Annotated in this window: 20 protein-coding genes and 5 tRNA genes; 24 read left to right on the top strand and 1 reads right to left on the bottom strand. The window is 59.9% G+C overall.

Translation table 11 applies throughout. The features are described from left to right. Nucleotides 1-2: 2 nt before the first annotated feature. The 19 genes from DWZ01_RS04030 (at nt 3) to proC (ending at nt 13,913) form a co-directional block, all read left to right on the top strand. Nucleotides 3-236 (top strand): Flp family type IVb pilin, encoded by a 234-nt coding sequence (locus tag DWZ01_RS04030; protein WP_117770508.1) that lies wholly within the window; start codon nt 3-5, stop codon nt 234-236. Continuing rightward, nucleotides 200-763 (top strand): hypothetical protein, encoded by a 564-nt coding sequence (locus tag DWZ01_RS10620; RefSeq protein ID WP_147332621.1) that lies wholly within the window; start codon nt 200-202, stop codon nt 761-763. Before DWZ01_RS04030 ends, DWZ01_RS10620 begins: the two co-directional genes overlap by 37 nt. Before the next feature lies 1 nt (nt 764). Continuing rightward, a complete protein-coding gene (locus tag DWZ01_RS10705) occupies nt 765-983 on the top strand; it encodes a hypothetical protein (RefSeq protein ID WP_147333370.1) in 219 nt (72 codons plus the stop codon). Next, nucleotides 958-1,458 carry a TadE/TadG family type IV pilus assembly protein gene (locus DWZ01_RS04020; protein ID WP_233504670.1) on the top strand — a complete coding sequence of 167 codons (501 nt, stop codon included), beginning with the start codon at nt 958-960 and terminating at the stop codon, nt 1,456-1,458. The genes DWZ01_RS10705 and DWZ01_RS04020 overlap by 26 nt, the downstream gene beginning before the upstream one ends. 76 nt (nt 1,459-1,534) lie before the next feature. Further along, nucleotides 1,535-3,595, top strand: coding sequence for a hypothetical protein (locus DWZ01_RS04015; RefSeq protein WP_117770511.1), 2,061 nt, complete (start codon nt 1,535-1,537; stop codon nt 3,593-3,595). Next, a complete protein-coding gene (locus tag DWZ01_RS04010; RefSeq protein ID WP_117770512.1) occupies nt 3,595-4,071 on the top strand; it encodes a hypothetical protein in 477 nt (158 codons plus the stop codon). The genes DWZ01_RS04015 and DWZ01_RS04010 overlap by 1 nt, the downstream gene beginning before the upstream one ends. Further along, nucleotides 4,068-4,427 carry a DUF192 domain-containing protein gene (locus DWZ01_RS04005; protein ID WP_233504671.1) on the top strand — a complete coding sequence of 120 codons (360 nt, stop codon included), beginning with the start codon at nt 4,068-4,070 and terminating at the stop codon, nt 4,425-4,427. Before DWZ01_RS04010 ends, DWZ01_RS04005 begins: the two co-directional genes overlap by 4 nt. Nucleotides 4,428-4,485: 58 nt before the next feature. Beyond that, on the top strand, nt 4,486-4,752 hold the full coding sequence (locus tag DWZ01_RS04000) for a hypothetical protein (protein ID WP_117770513.1): 267 nt from the start codon (nt 4,486-4,488) through the stop codon (nt 4,750-4,752). Continuing rightward, nucleotides 4,749-5,036 carry a ribbon-helix-helix domain-containing protein gene (locus DWZ01_RS03995; protein WP_199412382.1) on the top strand — a complete coding sequence of 96 codons (288 nt, stop codon included), beginning with the start codon at nt 4,749-4,751 and terminating at the stop codon, nt 5,034-5,036. The genes DWZ01_RS04000 and DWZ01_RS03995 overlap by 4 nt, the downstream gene beginning before the upstream one ends. A 135-nt stretch (nt 5,037-5,171) precedes the next feature. Beyond that, nucleotides 5,172-5,244: transfer RNA gene (locus tag DWZ01_RS03990), tRNA-Phe, on the top strand. A 480-nt stretch (nt 5,245-5,724) separates the two neighbouring features. Beyond that, nucleotides 5,725-6,786 (top strand): glycoside hydrolase family 5 protein, encoded by a 1,062-nt coding sequence (locus DWZ01_RS03985; RefSeq protein WP_117716618.1) that lies wholly within the window; start codon nt 5,725-5,727, stop codon nt 6,784-6,786. A 6-nt stretch (nt 6,787-6,792) separates the two neighbouring features. Continuing rightward, entirely contained in the window at nt 6,793-7,671 is an 879-nt protein-coding gene (gene rsmI, locus DWZ01_RS03980; RefSeq protein ID WP_117770516.1) for a 16S rRNA (cytidine(1402)-2'-O)-methyltransferase, read from the top strand. Between the two features lie 69 nt (nt 7,672-7,740). Then, complete coding sequence (metG, locus tag DWZ01_RS03975; RefSeq protein ID WP_117848154.1) at nt 7,741-9,342, top strand: methionine--tRNA ligase; 1,602 nt, start codon at nt 7,741-7,743, stop codon at nt 9,340-9,342. Nucleotides 9,343-9,449: 107 nt separating this feature from the next. Further along, nucleotides 9,450-10,310, top strand: a complete 861-nt coding sequence (rsmA, locus tag DWZ01_RS03970) for a 16S rRNA (adenine(1518)-N(6)/adenine(1519)-N(6))-dimethyltransferase RsmA (RefSeq protein WP_117848153.1) — start codon at nt 9,450-9,452, stop codon at nt 10,308-10,310. Continuing rightward, a complete protein-coding gene (locus DWZ01_RS03965; RefSeq protein WP_117848151.1) occupies nt 10,300-11,217 on the top strand; it encodes a TatD family hydrolase in 918 nt (305 codons plus the stop codon). Before rsmA ends, DWZ01_RS03965 begins: the two co-directional genes overlap by 11 nt. 43 nt (nt 11,218-11,260) lie before the next feature. Continuing rightward, nucleotides 11,261-11,347: transfer RNA gene (locus DWZ01_RS03960), tRNA-Leu, on the top strand. Between the two features lie 306 nt (nt 11,348-11,653). Beyond that, complete coding sequence (locus tag DWZ01_RS03955; protein ID WP_117848150.1) at nt 11,654-12,592, top strand: SPFH domain-containing protein; 939 nt, start codon at nt 11,654-11,656, stop codon at nt 12,590-12,592. Nucleotides 12,593-12,598: 6 nt separating this feature from the next. Beyond that, nucleotides 12,599-13,069, top strand: coding sequence for a 23S rRNA (pseudouridine(1915)-N(3))-methyltransferase RlmH (gene rlmH, locus DWZ01_RS03950; RefSeq protein ID WP_117770521.1), 471 nt, complete (start codon nt 12,599-12,601; stop codon nt 13,067-13,069). A gap of 73 nt (nt 13,070-13,142) precedes the next feature. Further along, nucleotides 13,143-13,913, top strand: coding sequence for a pyrroline-5-carboxylate reductase (proC, locus tag DWZ01_RS03945; protein ID WP_055285927.1), 771 nt, complete (start codon nt 13,143-13,145; stop codon nt 13,911-13,913). Between the two features lie 156 nt (nt 13,914-14,069). Here the strand turns inward: proC and DWZ01_RS10790 are convergent, their stop codons facing one another. Then, complete coding sequence (locus tag DWZ01_RS10790; RefSeq protein WP_006235069.1) at nt 14,070-14,243, bottom strand: DUF6724 family protein; 174 nt, start codon at nt 14,241-14,243, stop codon at nt 14,070-14,072. 111 nt (nt 14,244-14,354) lie between these two features. On the opposite strand from DWZ01_RS10790, the gene serS reads away from it, so the two are divergent. The 5 genes from serS to DWZ01_RS03920 all read left to right on the top strand — a co-directional run bounded on the left by serS (nt 14,355) and on the right by DWZ01_RS03920 (nt 17,008). Continuing rightward, nucleotides 14,355-15,638: a serine--tRNA ligase gene (gene serS / locus DWZ01_RS03940; RefSeq protein WP_040359108.1), complete on the top strand. Its 1,284-nt coding sequence runs from the start codon at nt 14,355-14,357 to the stop codon at nt 15,636-15,638. 173 nt (nt 15,639-15,811) lie between these two features. Continuing rightward, nucleotides 15,812-16,189, top strand: a complete 378-nt coding sequence (locus DWZ01_RS03935) for a hypothetical protein (RefSeq protein ID WP_117770522.1) — start codon at nt 15,812-15,814, stop codon at nt 16,187-16,189. Nucleotides 16,190-16,266: 77 nt separating this feature from the next. Continuing rightward, nucleotides 16,267-16,343, top strand: a tRNA-Arg gene (locus DWZ01_RS03930). 163 nt (nt 16,344-16,506) lie between these two features. Next, nucleotides 16,507-16,583: transfer RNA gene (locus tag DWZ01_RS03925), tRNA-Arg, on the top strand. Nucleotides 16,584-16,931: 348 nt separating this feature from the next. Continuing rightward, nucleotides 16,932-17,008, top strand: a tRNA-Arg gene (locus tag DWZ01_RS03920). Nucleotides 17,009-17,023: the final 15 nt, after the last annotated feature.

Below are 17,023 nucleotides of genomic sequence, written 5' to 3'. Positions count from 1 at the left end.
ACATGAATACGATGACTGACGTTGCTGGCAAGGTCTGGAGCTGGGCGTTTTGCCAGTCAATTCACGCTCGCCAGCGTGCCGAGGAACTGCTGCGGGAGGAGAGCGCGCAGGGCACCACCGAGTACGCCATCCTGGTCGGTGTGCTCGTGGTGATCGCTATCATTGCCATCGTCGCATTTAAGGGCAAGGTCCAAGATCTATGGAGCGCTATCAGCGAGGGCATCAACAGCCTGTAGAGGGCGCCCGTCCCGTCGGCGCGTTGCTGGTGCTCGCCTGTGCGGTCGTGGCGGTGGCAGTGGCGGTTTGGGGGCTTAACGCAGCACGGCAACAACGTTTAGGGGTTGCCGCGGATGCGGGCTCGGGTTCGGCTGCGGCGTCTCAAATAGACGATGCGCGAGACGCGGACGATGCGAATGCCGCCGTCACGGCGCAAACGTTCTTGCAAGCACTCGACGAGCGAGCGGACGCTGCAACGGGTTCATCTGCAAACAATGCCGTCGCTGTTCGTCTCGCATGGTCCGAGTGCCGACCGATGACCGAAGCGGCGGCGGATATGCTGCGTGCCTATCGCGAGGTGCCCACGGCGCAACTTGCTCTGAGCGGCTATCTCGACATCAAGGGCAACGTGTGGGGCGCCATCGTGCGTGACGGACGCGGCTGGGTCGATATGGTGACGGTTGCCGCGGATGCTGGTGATACTTCGTGTCGTCTGCGCGTGGTCCGCCTGACCCCGCAGACAACGAACTCAAAGGAGGGGTCGTGAAATGCATGATGTCCTGCGTGAGGAATCTGCCCAGGCAACGGTCGAATACGCCATCGTCACGGTGGCACTGCTTTCCATCGTGCTGGCGATCGCAGGGCTTTGGCGTGCCGGTGCCGATGGGCGCTTGGCGGCGCTGGTCGAGCGGACGGCGTCTCACGGCGTCACCTCGACATCGGTTGTCGACGCTGCTGCGGGTGCTAAGGACATCGTGCTCTATTGATGTCACGCGCGAGGACCGGGCGCAGTCTACGGTCGAGGCGGCATTCCTACTGCCGACGTTTCTGACGCTCGTCCTGTTGGCGCTGCAGCCGGTGTGCCTGCTCTATACACGCGCGGTCATGGAGTCTGCCGCCGCCGAGACCGCGCGGCTCATGACCACGACGACGGTGGGGGATGACGAGGATATTAAGGAGTTTGCCCGCCGCCGTCTTGCCGCGGTTCCCGACGTTTCGATTTTCCATGCCGGCGGGCCCCTGTCGTGGGATATCGAGCTTGGTCGGGCCGATGCGGGCGGCGTCTCGTCCGTTTCCGTTACCGGCGAGGTTAAACCGCTGCCCGTGATCGGTGCGTTTGCGCAGGCTATGGGTAGCACGGGCCATAACGGCTATGTCGAGCTTAAGGTCGACGTCTCGTATCGATCGCGTCCCGAGTGGCTGGAGGGAGATTATGATTCATGGATTGCTGCATGGGATTAAGCGCTGCCTGTTGAAGGTGACGAGGGGGCTTGCGGGCCGTTGCCGACCGCGTGCTCGCTGCAAGCGAGGCGGCTTTATGGGTCGAGCCGGGATCGACCTGTTTATCGAAGACGGTGCCTATACCACGCTCTCCTCTGCGGTGGTCATCTTGGTGGTGCTCACGTTGCTGTTTTCGTCGACGGCGGCGATATGGAGCATGTCGCGTGCCGGGGACACCCAGGTGGCTGCCGATAGCGGCGCGCTGGCAGGCGCCAATGTGGTGTCGTCCTACCATACGGCTGCGACGGTGGTGGATGCGAGCATTTTGAGTTTGGGCCTGGCGGGGTTTGCCACGATCGGCACCGGCTTGGTCGCCATCCTTATTCCGGGTGCCGAGCTTGCCGCGGGCGATATGGTCGACTCGGGAGTCGAGATCATTAAAACGCGCAACAAGTTTGCCAAAAGCGCCTCCAAGGGCTTGCAGAAAATCGAGACGGCTCTACCGTATCTGGTTGCCGCGCGAGCTACGCAGGCCGTGTCGGCGCAGGATACCGAGGGTGCGACCTATACCGGTACGGCGCTTGCCGTGCCCAGGACGTCCGAGTCGGATTTCGTTGCGCTCGAGGGGTCCGAGATCTCGACCGATGCGATGAAAGACACATCGAAAGATCTGGAACGCGCGGCAGATGAGCTGCAGAAAGCCTCAGAGGAGACGGCGAAAGCAAAAGAACGCGCCTGGCTTGCGGATTGCGGCGGGTCGGTTCCGGCTTCGGCCGGTAGCTGTTCATGCATGTGGGAGCGCGCAGGCAGTTTGACTGAGCTCTCAGGTGAGCAGAACAAGCATTACGTCTCGAGTATTGACTGGGAACCGCAAATTGCCCTGAATCGTGCGAAGGCGTATTACCGAGAGCGCCTGGCGAATGAGAGACCGCTTGGCGAGAGTCCGGAAAAGCAAGCAGATTCTGCTGCGCGAAAGGCGTTTTTCGCCTATGCGAGCGAAGAAGTTGAGCGGGCAAATATAACTGAAGAGGACGGCAAGGTTTCCGCCTATATCCCCTTCCTTCCGCGAAATCCAGATGAGGCGCGGACGACTGAGCTCTATACCGACGCACGCTGGCCAACAAGTGTTAAGGGCGATGTTGCATATTTGCATTACGGAACAGACTGTCCTAATTACAAAAAGGGAACACCCGGTGGGTTGGCGTCTGTTTCGGCTTTTGACGGTCACGAAACGTGCGACGAATGCCATTTTGGTGTCTCGTCTTTGGGCTATGTTGCGATTGCAACGACTTCTATCGAGAGTGGCTTCGAGTACCACTTCGACGAGTTCAAAAATGCCCTGGAGAAATACGTTGAATGCCGCAACAAAGAGCTCGAGCTCATGCGCCAGACAGAGGACGAGGCAGACCGTGCGGGCAATGCGTTTGACGAGGCCATTAAAGCGCTTTCGGGCGAGCGTCCGCGTATCGCCCCGCCCGGCCGCAATGGCGTGGTTGCCCTTGCGGTTTCGGGTGCCATCTCGAGCCCCGATGAGCTCAACTCTTCGTTTAACACGACAGTCAGGCTTGGCGATCGCGGCGCGATCTCTGCTGCGGTGCTGGCGCCCGATGACGCGACGGCGCAGAACAACGTTCTCTCGCGGTTTTTCTCGACGCTGGAGGAGCGTTCGGGTGGCGTTGTCGGCGTACTCGATGACGTCATGGATGTTTGGGGACGGCTGCTTGTGGGATACGGAGACATCCAAGGCTCGGCCGACGAGCTCATGGACGAGATGATCGATGACCTGGGAGGGAACAGTGGCGCGCTGGGCTCCATTGCGTCGTGGCTCGGCGATACCGTTTCGGCGTCCGTGGCGGCGCTGGGCTTGGAGCCGTGCGACTTGCGCCTACGAAAGCCGGTGCTGACCGACACCGCCAATGTCATCAAGAGCCCGGGGTCTGACATCACAGGTCTTTTTAAAGTGCAGGACAAGCTACGAAGTATTCCGCTGGGCGTGACCGACCCCAAGGCGCTTTGCGAGGCGCTGGAATATCAAGTCGAGCGCACTATCAGCGGTGCGGTGTTCACGCTAGCGGAGATTCCGCTGCCCGGCGGCGGTTCCATCCCACTTACCGTCGATGTTGCCACGCTGGCGGGTGCCCTGGGCGGTGGGTCGTAATGGGCATCCGCAAACGCCTGCGCGAGGAGCGCGCCCAGGCGACGGTCGAGATGGCCGTGGTCACGCCCGTCCTGCTGGTTCTGGCGCTTATCGTGTACAACGTCATGGTCTTTGCCGGTGCGGTCGCACGCTTCGACCGCGTGGTGCCCGATATCGTGCTAGCGCATGCCGTGGCGCCGAGCGGGGAGGGCGATGGCAGCTCCATCGATTCCTCCGCGACCGTTCAGGCTCAGATCCAACATGCCATGGAAGGCTATGACTTGCAGATCGAGGTCTCGAGCGAGCAGGGTGCGACGACATCGGATGGCGGTCTGCTTTCGCTTTCCGGCACGTTTAGGACCTATACCTGCACCATGCGCTACGAGCCGTGGCCGAGCTCGCTCAGCATCGCCGGCGTTTCGCTGGGGGCACCGGCGCAGTTGTCGCACGAGCGCGCAGTGACAGTCGATCCGTGGCGTCCGGGGGTGGTTATGTGACCGCGGCCTCATCCTACATTGCCTACGCGCGGGCGCTCAACAGGCTGGGTTGGACGCCTGCCGAGTTTGTGGTGGCGGAGTCGTTTGCCGTGCGCCTGCGCGGCATGCTGGGACGGTCTCCGATTGCCGCCAACGGGTTGCCGCTCGTCATGGCGTTCCCACGCTGCTCTTCGGTTCACACCTGCTTTATGGCCTATCCCATCGACATTGCCTTTATCGACCGCAACGGCGGCATCCTCGCGTGCTACGAAAACGTCCGTCCCTGGCGCATGTGTTCCTGTCCCGGTGCCTGGGCGGTACTGGAACGCCCTTCAATCCTCGCTACGCCTCCCGCCCTTCAACAAGTGCCGGCGTAGGAATTGGCGACAGCGGACTTTCGTCATACGAAATTGGGTAAGATGGAGGAGAAGATGCATGGATGTTGAGATCCATCCCAACGCCAAAAAACACTTGACGGAAAAGCAGGTGCTTGGTGCCTGGTTCGCGGTTACTGAGTGCATTCGCCGCGAGTCGGAGGATGAGCCGCCGAGATGGCTTGCCATTGGATGGCTTCCAGATGGTCGAAGTGTGGAACTTGTTGCGGTCGAACTAATTCGTGGATGGCTCATTGTTCATGCCCTGTCTCCGGTTCAGAAGAAATTCTGGCAAGAGATCGAGCGAGCTCGGCAGAGGGGTCGATGATGAGCAAGGCGTATACGGCTGCCAATGGTCAGGTTGTAACGGATGAAATGATTGACGCGTGGTGCGAGTCGTACGAGCATGGCGGGTTTCCGGACGGCGAGCATACCGTTGGGGGGATCGTGCACGGGCGGCCTCCGCTCTCAAGCGAAGGGACGGCAACGCTATCGGTCAAGATTCCCCTAGGGATGAAGGAGGCGATTCGTCGTCGGGCGGCGGCTGAAGGGATGACGCCAAGTGAGTTTGCCCGTGCAGCCCTGAGCGAAAAACTTCTTGCGGCGGGTTGATGTCTCTAACGTGCTGTTCTATAGGGTTGGACTTGTGGCTGGCGCCGTGCTCAAAAACTTTTTTCAAATTCTCGGTTGACCGGAGCGCGTCCTTGGTTATACTAATCAAGCCTTGAAACAAGGCACACCTCAAATGGCTGGGTAGCTCAGTTGGTAGAGCAGAGGACTGAAAATCCTCGTGTCAGGGGTTCGATTCCCTTCCCCGCCACCTTGAATTGACTAGGACCTCTGCAAAGGGGTCCTTTTCTTTTATGTGGACCATGCACGGAATCGAACCCCGTGAGGGCGTGGAGCTGAGGAAACGCGCAAGCGTTTTCCAGCGTAGCTCGCAAGGCGCGCAAGCGCCGCAGCGGTCCGTCCGCGCAGCGCGCGGACGCGATTCCCTTCCCCGCCACCTTGAATTGACTAGGACCTCTGCAAAGGGGTCCTTTTCTTTTATGCGGACCCGCGGAAAGCGCATCCCATTATTGAGCGAAAGAATGGGATGCGCTTTCCGGCGCTTACTTCCGACGTGCGTGCACATCTCGGCGCACCAGCTCGTGCCCGCTCGCCCCAGACATTCCTCCCGCTTTTGCGCCACTTTATAGACCGTTCGGTCGTCTGTCCGCACGCGCGGGTATACTCAAAACGATACTTTTCCTATGCAATACGATGCAGGCTCAGCCTGCACGATCCGAAGGGGGCAGTGATGGAGAGGATACTCGGCGTTAATCTCTCTGGCTGGTTTATTCCCGAGCCTTGGGTGACCCCGTCGCTATACGCGGCGACCGGTGCATCCAATGCGGCCGAGCTGCAGGAGGCCATGGGCACCGCCGCCTATAACGAGCGCATGCGCCGTCATTACGAGACGTTTGTGAGTGAGGACGATTTTTGCCGCATGGCGCAGATCGGTCTCAATGCCGTGCGTCTGCCGGTGCCCTGGTATGCCTTTGGCTCGCAGGAGTCCGATGCGTCCTACATCTCGGTTGTCGACTACATCGACCGTGCAATTGAGTGGGCCGCCAAGTACGACATCCGCGTGCTGCTCGATTTGGCAACTGTGCCCGGTGGCCAGGGCGATTCCAACGATTCGCCCACCACGCCGGAGGCTGTTGCCGAATGGCATTCGTCCACCAACGGCCGTCATGTCGCACTCGACGTGCTCGAGCGCTTGGCCGATCGCTACGGCGAGGCCGAGAGCCTGCTGGGCATTGAGCTGCTGGACACGCCGCAGATGAGCGTCCGCAAGAGTCTCTTTACCATGACGGATGGCATTCCGGCCCACTACCTGCGCAATTTCTATCGCGATGCCTACGAGCTCGTCCGTTCGTATATGCCCGAGGATAAGATCGTCGTCTTCTCGTCGTCGGGGCATCCCAACGAATGGAAGCATTTTATGCGCGGCGCCAAGTATAAGAACGTCTACATGGACCTTCACCTGTACCATTACCGCGACGAGTATGCGCTCGACATCACGAGCCCCCGCGGGCTGACGACGGCGATTTCGCGTAACAAGCGCGAGCTTAAAGAAGCGATCTCGACTGGGTTCCCCGTGCTGGTGGGCGAATGGTCGGGTGCGGCGATTTTTGCCAACTCGTCGGTTACGCCCGAGGGGCGCAATGCCTACGAGCGCGTGTTTATCGCCAACCAGCTGGCTTCGTTTGCACCGGCTGCCGGTTGGTTCTTCCAAACGTGGAAGACCGAGAAGCGCATTGCGGCATGGGATGCCCGCGCGGCACTCGGTACGCTCGAGCGCGGCATGATTGAATAGGTTGATATGACGCAAAACAGCGCCCATACGGGCAAACTCTATGTGGTCGGCACGCCCATCGGCAACCTGGGCGACCTGTCCCCGCGCGTTGGCGAGGCCTTTGCCGCCGCCGATGCCATTTGCTGCGAAGACACGCGTGTGACGTCAAAGCTGCTGATGCATCTGGGCATTTCCAAACCGCTTGTCCGTTGCGACGAGAATGTGATCGCCAGTCGCGCCGCCGGCCTGGTCGACCGCCTGCTGGCGGGGGAGACCCTCGCCTTTGCCTCGGACGCCGGCATGCCGAGTGTGTCCGACCCCGGCCAGGCGCTGGTCGAGGCAGCGCGTGAGGCCGATGTGACCGTCGAAGTTATCCCCGGGCCCTCTGCTTGCGTCACGGCGCTCGTTTCGTCCGGCATTCCCTGCGAGCATTTTTTCTTCGAGGGCTTTTTGGGCCGAAAGCACGGCGACCGCGTGCGCCGTTTGCAGCGCCTTGCCGTAGTGCCCGGCGCGCTCATCTTCTACGAGTCTCCACACCGCATCGTGGCGACGCTCGAGGCCGTGGCGGAGGTCTTTCCCCAGCGTGAGGTTGCCGTCTGCCGCGAACTCACCAAGCTGCACGAGGAGGTCTTGCGCGGGCCTGCTGCCCAGCTCGCCGAGGAGCTGCGTGCTCGCGGCGAGGTAAAGGGCGAGATTGCGCTGGTCATCGCGCCGCCGAGCGAGGATGAGGAGGCCGGTATCGTGCCGGTTGGCGCCGCGGCAGCGGATCCCGACGAGGCCCTGTGCGAGGATATCCGCTCCGCGCTCGAGGAGGGGGAGCCCGCCTCTGCGGTGGCCAAGCGCCTGTCTCAGAAGTATTCGCGCCGCAAGCGCGATGTCTATGCCATGGTGCTCGATATGCAATAGATGGAGGATATCCAGCCCTTGCGCTAGAATCATCCCCTGTATGCAACGTTTTTCTGGAGGACAAACCCCATGGATCAAAGCAAGCCTTCGTTCTTTATCACGACGCCCATCTACTACGTCAACGCCGATCCGCACCTGGGCACGGCTTATTCCACCATCATCGCCGACGTTCAGGCTCGCTATCGCCGCTCCGCTGGCTACAACGTTAAGTTCCTGACCGGCATGGACGAGCACGGCGAGAAGGTCGCCGAGGCCGCAGCCAAGCATGGCATGACGCCGCAGGAGTGGACCGACAGCCAGGCTCCGCACTTCAAGGAGCTTTGGAGCAAGCTTGAGATTTCCAACGATGACTTCATTCGCACCACCGAGCCGCGCCAGCATCATGCCGTGCAGTACCTGTGGGAGCGCATGAAGGAGTCCGGTTACCTGTATAAGGGCAGCTACGACGGCTGGTATTGCGTGCCTGACGAGACCTACTTCACCGATACGCAGGTCCAGAAGGGCGACGAGGAGTACGGCAGCGTCGGCCAGCACCTGTGCCCCGACTGCCACCGTCCGCTTGAGCGCGTGCAGGAGGAGTCCTACTTCTTTAAGCTTTCCGCCTTCCAGGACAAGCTGCTCAAGCTTTACGACGAGCACCCCGACTTTGTCGAGCCTGCGTTCCGCATGAACGAGGTGCGCAGCTTTGTCGAGGGCGGCCTTAACGACCTTTCCGTGAGCCGCACGAGCTTTGACTGGGGCATTCAGGTCCCGTTTGACGAGGGCCACGTGACCTACGTGTGGTTCGATGCGCTGCTCAACTATATGACGGCCGTCGGCTACGGCGTCGACACCGACGAGGCGCGTGCCGAACTGGCCTATCGTTGGCCCGCGCAGTTCCACATCGTGGGTAAGGACATCATCCGCTTCCACTGCGTCATTTGGCCCGCCATGCTCATGGCCATCGGTGAGGCCCTGCCCGAGCACGTCTTTGCCCACGGCTTCCTGACCGTGCGCAATGCCGAGACCGGCAAGGCCGAGAAGATGTCCAAGAGCCGCGGCAACGCCATCGCTCCGCAGGACGTTATCGACATGCTGGGCGTCGAGGGCTATCGCTATTACTTCATGACCGACGTCGTCCCCGGCACCGACGGTGCCATCAGCTTCGATCGCATGGAGCAGGTCTACAACGCCGACCTGGCCAACAGCTGGGGCAACCTTATCTCGCGTTCGCTCAACATGAGCGGCAAGTACTTTGACGGTTGCGCGCCCGCCAAGCCCGCGTCGTTCGATGCGTTCGAAAACCCGCTGGCAAAGATCGCCGATGGCCTGGTCGAGCGCTACATGGCCAAGATGGACGTGCTCGATTACGGTGGAGCTAAGGACGAGGTCATGGAGCTCATCCATGCCGCCAACCACTACATCGAGGACTCCGAGCCCTGGGCGCTTGCCAAGGACGAGACCAAGGCTGACGAGCTGGCATTTGTGATCTACAACCTGCTCGAGGCTATCCGCATTGCCGCTCACCTGCTGATGCCGCTCATGCCCCAGACTTCTGCCGAGGCCCTGCGCCGCCTGTCGTGCGAGGACGAGGCCGCGAGCGACGACCTCAAGGGCATTTGCGCTTGGGGCTTGCTTGCCGGTGGTCAGCCCGTCGAGAAGGGCGAGCCGCTGTTCCCGCGTCTGGGCTAAGCCGCCGCGCGCCATATCGGCAATTTGCTGTTTAGATGTAAGGGCATGGCCGCAACGGTCCATGCCCTTTTGTTTCAAGACGCCGCCACCATGCTAAGGAGGCAACTATGACAACTTCGCCTTTGGCAAACCCCACGGCAACAAGGGAGCTGCTGGAGGAGTTTGGCCTTGCGACCAAGCATCGCCTGGGCCAGAACTTCCTGATCGACAACCATGTAATTGAGCGCATTTGCGAGCTTTCCGAGCTTGCGGGCGATGAGCGCGTGCTCGAGGTCGGTCCGGGCGTTGGTACGCTCACGCTTGCGCTGCTGCAGGAGGCGGCGTGCGTCACGTCGATCGAGGCCGACCCCGAGCTCGAGCCGGTGCTCGATGCCCATGCCGCTGACTACGCCAACTTCCGCTTTATCATGGGCGACGCGCTCAGGGTGACGCCGGAGCAGATTGAGCAGGTTGCGGGCGGTGAGCCGACGGTATTTGTCGCGAACCTGCCCTATAACGTGGCGGCGACGATCATCCTGCAGTTCTTCCAGACGATGCCCGCGCTCAAGCGCGCCGTCGTCATGGTTCAAAAGGAGGTTGCCGATCGCATTGCCGCAGTGCCGGGCAACAAGACCTATGGCGGCTATACGGCAAAGCTCGGCCTGTATGCGCAGGTGACGGGTCGCTTTGAGGTGCCGCCGCGTTGCTTTATGCCGGCACCGCACGTGGACTCGGCCGTCGTGCGTATCGACCGTGTTGACGGCGTGGTGCCCGAAGGACTCGATCGCGAGTTTGTGGCCCGCGTGATTGACGCCGCATTTGCTCAGCGTCGCAAGACCATCCGCAATTCCATGAGCGCCAACGGCTTTGCCAAGGACGTGCTCGATGCCGCCTTTGAGGCTTGCGGTATCTCACCCACCACGCGCGCCGAGACGCTCGATGTTGCTGACTTTGTCCGCCTGGCCCAGGAGCTAATCCATGACGCCTAATGCCGAACGCGTGACGTTTACCAAGAAAAAGAAGACGGTTGCCTGCCCCGTGCCCTTGGCACCGCTTGCCGACACGCATGCGCATCTGCTTTCGTTTTGGGGCAAAGAAGTGCCCGAGACGCTCGTGCGCGCGAAAGCCGCGGGCGTCGACCTGTTGGTGACGATGCTCGACCCCATCGCCGACAAGCGCAGCGTGACGGACTATAGCGACTGGCTGGTGCGCGAAATTCTACCGATGCGGGATATTCCGCAGATCAAGTATCTCGCTGGCGTTCATCCCTATGGCGCGCCGGATTATACCGACGACATTCACGCGCAGGTCGTTGCCGCGCTCGATAATCCTTTGTGCGCCGGTATCGGCGAGATCGGCCTGGACTACCACATGGATTACGATGACGACATCGCGCCGGCGCCCCATAGCGTGCAGATTGATTGCATGGCACGTCAGCTCGAAGTTGCCGTGCGCCGCAATGTGCCGGTGGAGCTGCACCTGCGGCACGAGGACTCGGATGGGGAGCGCACCTCGCACGTGGATGCGTACAACGTGCTGCGCGAGGTAGGTGTGCCTCAGGCCGGTTGCGTGCTGCACTGCTTTGGCGAGGATCGAGCCACGATGGAGCGCTTTGTGGGTTTGGGCTGCTATATCGCCTATGGCGGCGCGGCCACCTTTAAGCGCAACGACGACGTGCGCGAGGCATTTGCGGCGACCCCGCTCGATCGCATTTTGTTCGAGACGGATTGTCCCTATATGGCGCCGGAGCCCATTCGTGGTCTTGAGTGCGAGCCGGCAATGATTTCTATCACGGCAAACACGCTGGTCAACGACCGTGTCGATCGTACCGGCGAGGATGCTGAGGCAATCGCGCGAGCAGCTTGGGAAAATGCCTGCAAACTTTTTCAAAAATAGTTCTTGCGTTCGCGATGGCGCTCCGTTATTCTAATTCCTGCACGCGGGCGTGGCGGAATTGGCAGACGCGTACGGTTCAGGTCCGTATGGGGGCAACCCCATGAAGGTTCAAGTCCTTTCGCCCGCACCATTAAATGAAAGAGCTCCCAGCAATGGGGGCTTTTTTGTTATGGGCCCATCGCGGGGACTTGAACCTGCGAAGGAGCGAGCGTAAAGAAAACGCGGAGCGTTTTTAGCGAGCTGGCGAGGACGCCGGCAGGCGGGCGAAGCCGGTGCGGATCCGCGAAGCGGATACGCGGACGTCCTTTCGCCCGCACCATTGATTGAAAGAGCTCCCAGCAATGGGGGCTTTTTTGTTATGGGCCTCCTGTTGGTGTCACGTGGCTGCTTTGTGCGGGTATCCTAGTGCCAACGTGTGCCTATCAGAGGAGAGACCATGCTGTTGTCCGGTATTATCGCTGCTCTTACGAGCCTTCTACTTCCCATCATCATTTTGTTGCTGCTGCTCCCCAACGCCTGCTATGTCGTTGAACAGCAGCATGCCGTGATCATCGAGCGTTTGGGCAAGTTTAACCGCATCGTCAACGCGGGCTTCCACATGAAGGTGCCCGTGATCGACCGCAAGGCCGCCACGGTGAGTCTGCGCACCATGAAAAACGGTTTTGGCATCGACGTTAAGACCCAGGACAACGTGACCATCGGCCTTGAGGTCTCTGCTCAGTACCACGTGAGCTATGACATGGGCGCCGGCCCGGCAGATTCGGGCATCTACAAGAGCTACTACATGCTGCAGGAACCCGTCGACCAGATGCGTGATTTCATCACCGATGCCCTGCGCTCTTCCATCCCCGTCTATACGCTCGATGAGGTCTTTGCCAAGAAGGATGACATCGCCAAGGATGTCAACGCTACCGTTTCCGAGCAGATGGCCGCCTACGGCTTCACCCTCGTGTCGACGCTCATCACCAAGATCGCGCTGCCGACCGAGGTCGAGAACTCCATGAACGACATCAACGCCGCCCAGCGCAAGCGCGCTGCTGCGCAGGAGCTCGCCGAGGCCGACCGCATCAAGCGCGTCACCGAGGCGACCGCCGAGGCCGAGGCAATGGAAAAGGCGGGCGAGGGCATCGCCAACCAGCGCAAGGCCATCGCGCTGGGTATCAAAGATTCGCTCGAGATCATCCAAGAGACGGGTGTCGGCAATGACGAGGCCAACCAACTGTTCATGTTTACGCAGTGGTCCGAGATGATGACGGAGTTCGCTCGCACGGGTAAAACCTCGACGGTCGTGCTGCCGAGCGACTTTTCGCAGTCGGCCTCGATGTTCGAGCAGATGCTGACCGCCGGCAAAGTTCAAAACGATTCGAAGGAGTAGACGCGCGTGAAATACACCGTCGTTTGCGTCGGTAAGCTCAAGGAGCGCTTTTGGAAGGACGCGTGCGCTGAGTACACCAAGCGCCTAGGTGCCTATGCCAAGGTTGATATCCGCGAGGTGGCCGATATCGACCCGGCTAAGGCGGGCGGCGTGGATGCCGCGCGCGACAAGGAGGGGGCGGCAATTCTTGCTGCATTGCCGTCTCGGGCGCATGTGATCCTGCTGGCCATTGAGGGCAAAGAGCGCTCGAGCGAGGAGTTTTCGGCGCGGCTCGATGATCTTATGCTGCGTGGTAACAGCGACATCGCCTTTGTAATCGGCGGATCGGACGGCGTGAGCGATGACGTGCGCGCCCGCGCCGACGAGATGCTCAGCTTTGGACGCATTACCTTGCCGCATAACTTGGCGCGTGTGGTGCTGCTAGAGCAGATTTACCGTGCCTCCAAGATCAGCCGTGGCGAGCCGTATCACAAATAGGTCGGCAATACGAAACAATGGCGTGGGACAATACCTTTCGTTTTGAGGAATGTGTCTGAAAGGACTATGAGATATGAAGATTGGATTTGTCGGTTTTGGCAATATGGCGAGCGCTATGGCCGATGGCTGGATCGCTGCCGGTGTAGCTGCGAGCGACATGTGCGCCTGCGCGGGTCGCTACGACGCACTGGTTGAGCGCTGCGAGGCGCGCGGCATGGTCGCCTGCCACGATGCCGCCGAGGTTGTCGCCGCATCCGATATCGTGGTTGCTGCGGTCAAACCGTACATGATCGAGAAGGTATTCGCCCCGCTCAAGGATGCTCTTGCCAAAAAGGTCGTTCTGTCGGTTGCCTGGACCTGGGACAGTGCCAAGTGGGAGCAGGTCCTGCCGGGCGTCGCGCATATCTCGACGGTGCCCAACACACCGGTTTCGGTGGGCGAGGGCGTCATCGCTTGCGAGAAGGCTTCCACGCTTAGTGATGAGCAGAGCGCAGTGGTGCTTGATCTGCTTGGCAAACTCGGTGCGGTGGTCGAGCTCGATACGAGTCTGCTGTTTGTGGGCGGCACGGTGGGTGGTTGCGCTCCGGCATTTGTCGCCATGGCAATCGAGGCCCTGGGCGATGCGGCGGTCAAGCACGGTATCCCGCGCGCCGATGCCTATCGCATTGTGAGCCAGATGGTGCTGGGTACGGCAAAGCTGCAGCTTGCAACTGGCCAGCATCCTGCGGCGATGAAGGATGCCGTATGCTCGCCCGGTGGTGCCACCATCAAGGGCGTCGTTGCACTCGAGGACGCCGGCATGCGCAGCGCCCTGGTCAAGGCAATTGACGCAACTCTCCAATAAAACCGACCAAAAAAGACAGGTATATTTTGGCAGGTTTTTCCTGCGGTTTTGTCGCATGTACGAAAAGCGCCCCGCAACTGGCTCAATTCCAGCTGCGGGGCGCTTGCATTTGCCCAGATAAAACCGACCAAAATAAACCTGTCCCTTTTTGGCAGGTTAGTCCCAGAAGCTGTCTTCCTCATCCTCGGACTTGGGCCCGCGGTCGACGTACATCTTATGGGTGCGCTTCTCCATTACAAAGGCAAGAATCGCAAATAACAGGATGCCGCCGGCGAAAAGGATGGCAAAACCGGTGCGGGTGCCAAACAAAAAGGAAAAAACTGCGTCCATTGGGTGCCTTCTTGCGTAGTTGAGTTGGGCCGTAAACGCTCATAAGTATATACTTGCCCATACATGTACAAGGTTGCAACCTAAATGGAATGTATATCGCCGGAGGATCTAATGCTTGATATCAAGTTTGTTCGCGAGAACCCCGATGCCATCGATGTCGCCATGGCTAATCGCCAGACGTCTTGGGATCGTGAGAAGTTCTTTGAGCTCGACGACGAGCGCCGTGCCGTCATCACCGAGGTCGAGGAGCTCCAGGCTACGCGCAATGCCGAGTCCAAGAAGATCGGCGCCCTGATGAAGGAGGGCAAGAAGGACGAGGCCGAGGCCGCCAAGGAGGCCGTGCGCGCCGTCAACGAGAAGATTGACGGTCTGGCCGAGCGTCGTACTGCCCTCGAGCAGGAGCAGTACGACTTCATGGCTCACCTGCCCAACATTCCTTGCGAGGCCACGCCGTACGGCAAGGACGAGGACGAGAACATCGAGCGTCGCCGCTGGGGCACCCCGCGCGAGTTCGACTTCGACTTTAAGCCGCACTGGGATCTGGGCACCGACCTCGACATTCTTGACTTCGAGCGCGGCAACAAGCTCTCCGGCAGCCGTTTCACCGTTCTCGGTGGCGCCGGTGCCCGCCTGGAGCGTGCCCTCATCAACTTCTTCCTCGATACGCACACCAGCCGTGGCTTCAAGGAGTGGTGGCCGCCTATCGTCGTCAAGCGTCAGACCATGTTTGGCACGGGCCAGCTGCCCAAGTTCGAGGACGACGCCTATCACGTCTCGGGCGACAACTTCCTGATCCCCACCGCCGAGGTCGTGCTTACCAACCTGCACGCCGGCGAGGTCCTCGATGCCGACACCCTGCCGCGCCGCTACACCGCCTTCACCCCCTGCTTCCGCGAGGAGGCCGGTTCCGCCGGTCGCGACACCCGCGGCATCATCCGTCAGCACGAGTTCGACAAGGTCGAGATGGTCAAGTTCGCTAAGCCGGAGGAGTCCGACGAGGAGCTCGAGAGCATGACCGCCGAGGCCGAGTACCTGCTGCAGCAGCTGGGCCTTCCGTATCGCGTGATTAGCCTGTGCACCGGCGACTTGGGCTTCTCTGCCCGTCAGACCTACGACGTCGAGGTTTGGCTGCCGAGCTACAACGCCTACAAGGAGATCAGCTCCTGCTCCAACTGCGGTGACTTCCAGGCTCGCCGCGCCAACATCAAGTATCGCGACCCCGAGAACTTCAAGGGTTCGCGCTACCTGCACACCCTCAATGGTTCCGGCCTGCCGGCCGGCCGCACCATGGCCGCCATTCTGGAGAACTACCAGAACGCCGACGGCACCATCACGATTCCCGAGGTTCTGCGTCCTTACATGGGCGGCCTCGAGAAGATCGAGCCGGTCGCGTAACTTGCCTGCATAGGGGATATGCAAGGGCGCTCCTTCGGGGGCGCCCTATTTCGTGCGTAGGTCCATACCATGCCGTGCGGACAGCTCAATAGAAAACACACGAACAACTGTTCTGTATACAGCCATCTACCTGCTATGCTTTTGCTAAATAAGAGCGAGAGAAAGGGGACGCGATGGAGCTGTTTGATGATCGGGTGGTTTTGTTTGAGAGCGACGAAGGCGGGGAGTACCTGCTTGTAACGTGTGAGCCGTCTGGCATGGGTGGCCTGGTGCTTCGGCAGACGAGTGAGGGTCCGTTGACCCAATGGTGCTTTGAGGAGTCGCCGCATGTGGTCGAGACCTTTGTGACGCACGAGGGACTTGTGGCGCTGGAGCACTTCTATGGAGTTGGGACTTCCAACCAGGTCGCGCGCATGCTGAGCATCTCGTTTGCCGATTATGATTGTGCCCAGCGGGTGAGATCGCTCCTGAGGGAACTTGATGCTAAGTTCGACGTGATCGAAAAGCCAATCGATCGTACGGGGAACGGCGGTATATGCGGAGCAGCGTGACAAAACTGCGTTCCACAAAAAAGTTTGAGATTGTGCTTGACTCCAATAAGCTAAAGTGGTTTTATATGTCTTGCGCTGCGGCGTTACCTCAGCTGGATAGAGGGTCTGACTACGAATCAGAACGTCATAGGTTCGAATCCTATACGCCGCACCAATCGAACTTAAAGCCTCCGGCAACGGGGGCTTTTCTTTTACGTCGGCACTGCATGGATTCGAACCTCGGCCGAGGCGCGGGCGTCTTAATCATCACTTCGTAAAAATTTTCCAAATTGTCGCTTGACCCATCGAGGGGTCACGTGCATAATAATCCGTGCGTTGCGGCGTTACCTCAGCTGGATAGAGGGTCTGACTACGAATCAGAACGTCATAGGTTCGAATCCTATACGCCGCACCAACTGAGTTTTAAGCCTCCGGCAACGGGGGCTTTTCCTTTACGGGGGCATTGCGGAGATTCGAACCTCGTTCGAGGCGCGAGCGTCAAGAAAACGCGGAGCGTTTTTAGCGAGCGGGCGAGTCCGCCGGCAGGCGGGCGAAGCCGGTGCGGATCCGCGCAGCGGATGCGCGGAATCCTATACGCCGCACCAATTGAATTTTAAAGCCTCCGGTAACGGAGGCTTTTCTTATATCGCGATGCGTCGAAGATCGCATCAAGTGGTCAAAATGAGTAAAAATCAAATTCAATAACTTTTTTCGAAAAATGCTTGACCTTTATTCAGTCGATGTGCATAATAATCAACAAGTCGCGGCGTTACCTCAGCTGGATAGAGGGTCTGACTACGAATCAGAACGTCATAGGTTCGAATCCTATACGCCGCACCATTTGAGATTGAAGCT

It is taken from the genome of Collinsella sp. AF28-5AC (assembly GCF_003457875.1).
Lineage (GTDB): Bacteria > Actinomycetota > Coriobacteriia > Coriobacteriales > Coriobacteriaceae > Collinsella.
The sequence above is the reverse complement of the archived record's forward strand: the minus strand, read 5'-3'. Positions and strand labels throughout refer to the sequence as shown.

Coding starts and splice junctions, on each gene's coding strand:
- DWZ01_RS04030 (WP_117770508.1), top strand. CDS start 3: ATGAATACGATGACTGACGTTGCTGGCAAGGTCTGGAGCTGGGCGTTT.
- DWZ01_RS10620 (WP_147332621.1), top strand. CDS start 200: ATGGAGCGCTATCAGCGAGGGCATCAACAGCCTGTAGAGGGCGCCCGT.
- DWZ01_RS10705 (WP_147333370.1), top strand. CDS start 765: ATGCATGATGTCCTGCGTGAGGAATCTGCCCAGGCAACGGTCGAATAC.
- DWZ01_RS04015 (WP_117770511.1), top strand. CDS start 1,535: ATGGGTCGAGCCGGGATCGACCTGTTTATCGAAGACGGTGCCTATACC.
- DWZ01_RS04010 (WP_117770512.1), top strand. CDS start 3,595: ATGGGCATCCGCAAACGCCTGCGCGAGGAGCGCGCCCAGGCGACGGTC.
- DWZ01_RS04000 (WP_117770513.1), top strand. CDS start 4,486: ATGGATGTTGAGATCCATCCCAACGCCAAAAAACACTTGACGGAAAAG.
- DWZ01_RS03995 (WP_199412382.1), top strand. CDS start 4,749: ATGATGAGCAAGGCGTATACGGCTGCCAATGGTCAGGTTGTAACGGAT.
- DWZ01_RS03985 (WP_117716618.1), top strand. CDS start 5,725: ATGGAGAGGATACTCGGCGTTAATCTCTCTGGCTGGTTTATTCCCGAG.
- rsmI (WP_117770516.1), top strand. CDS start 6,793: ATGACGCAAAACAGCGCCCATACGGGCAAACTCTATGTGGTCGGCACG.
- metG (WP_117848154.1), top strand. CDS start 7,741: ATGGATCAAAGCAAGCCTTCGTTCTTTATCACGACGCCCATCTACTAC.
- rsmA (WP_117848153.1), top strand. CDS start 9,450: ATGACAACTTCGCCTTTGGCAAACCCCACGGCAACAAGGGAGCTGCTG.
- DWZ01_RS03965 (WP_117848151.1), top strand. CDS start 10,300: ATGACGCCTAATGCCGAACGCGTGACGTTTACCAAGAAAAAGAAGACG.
- DWZ01_RS03955 (WP_117848150.1), top strand. CDS start 11,654: ATGCTGTTGTCCGGTATTATCGCTGCTCTTACGAGCCTTCTACTTCCC.
- proC (WP_055285927.1), top strand. CDS start 13,143: ATGAAGATTGGATTTGTCGGTTTTGGCAATATGGCGAGCGCTATGGCC.
- DWZ01_RS10790 (WP_006235069.1), bottom strand. CDS start 14,243: ATGGACGCAGTTTTTTCCTTTTTGTTTGGCACCCGCACCGGTTTTGCC.
- serS (WP_040359108.1), top strand. CDS start 14,355: ATGCTTGATATCAAGTTTGTTCGCGAGAACCCCGATGCCATCGATGTC.
- DWZ01_RS03935 (WP_117770522.1), top strand. CDS start 15,812: ATGGAGCTGTTTGATGATCGGGTGGTTTTGTTTGAGAGCGACGAAGGC.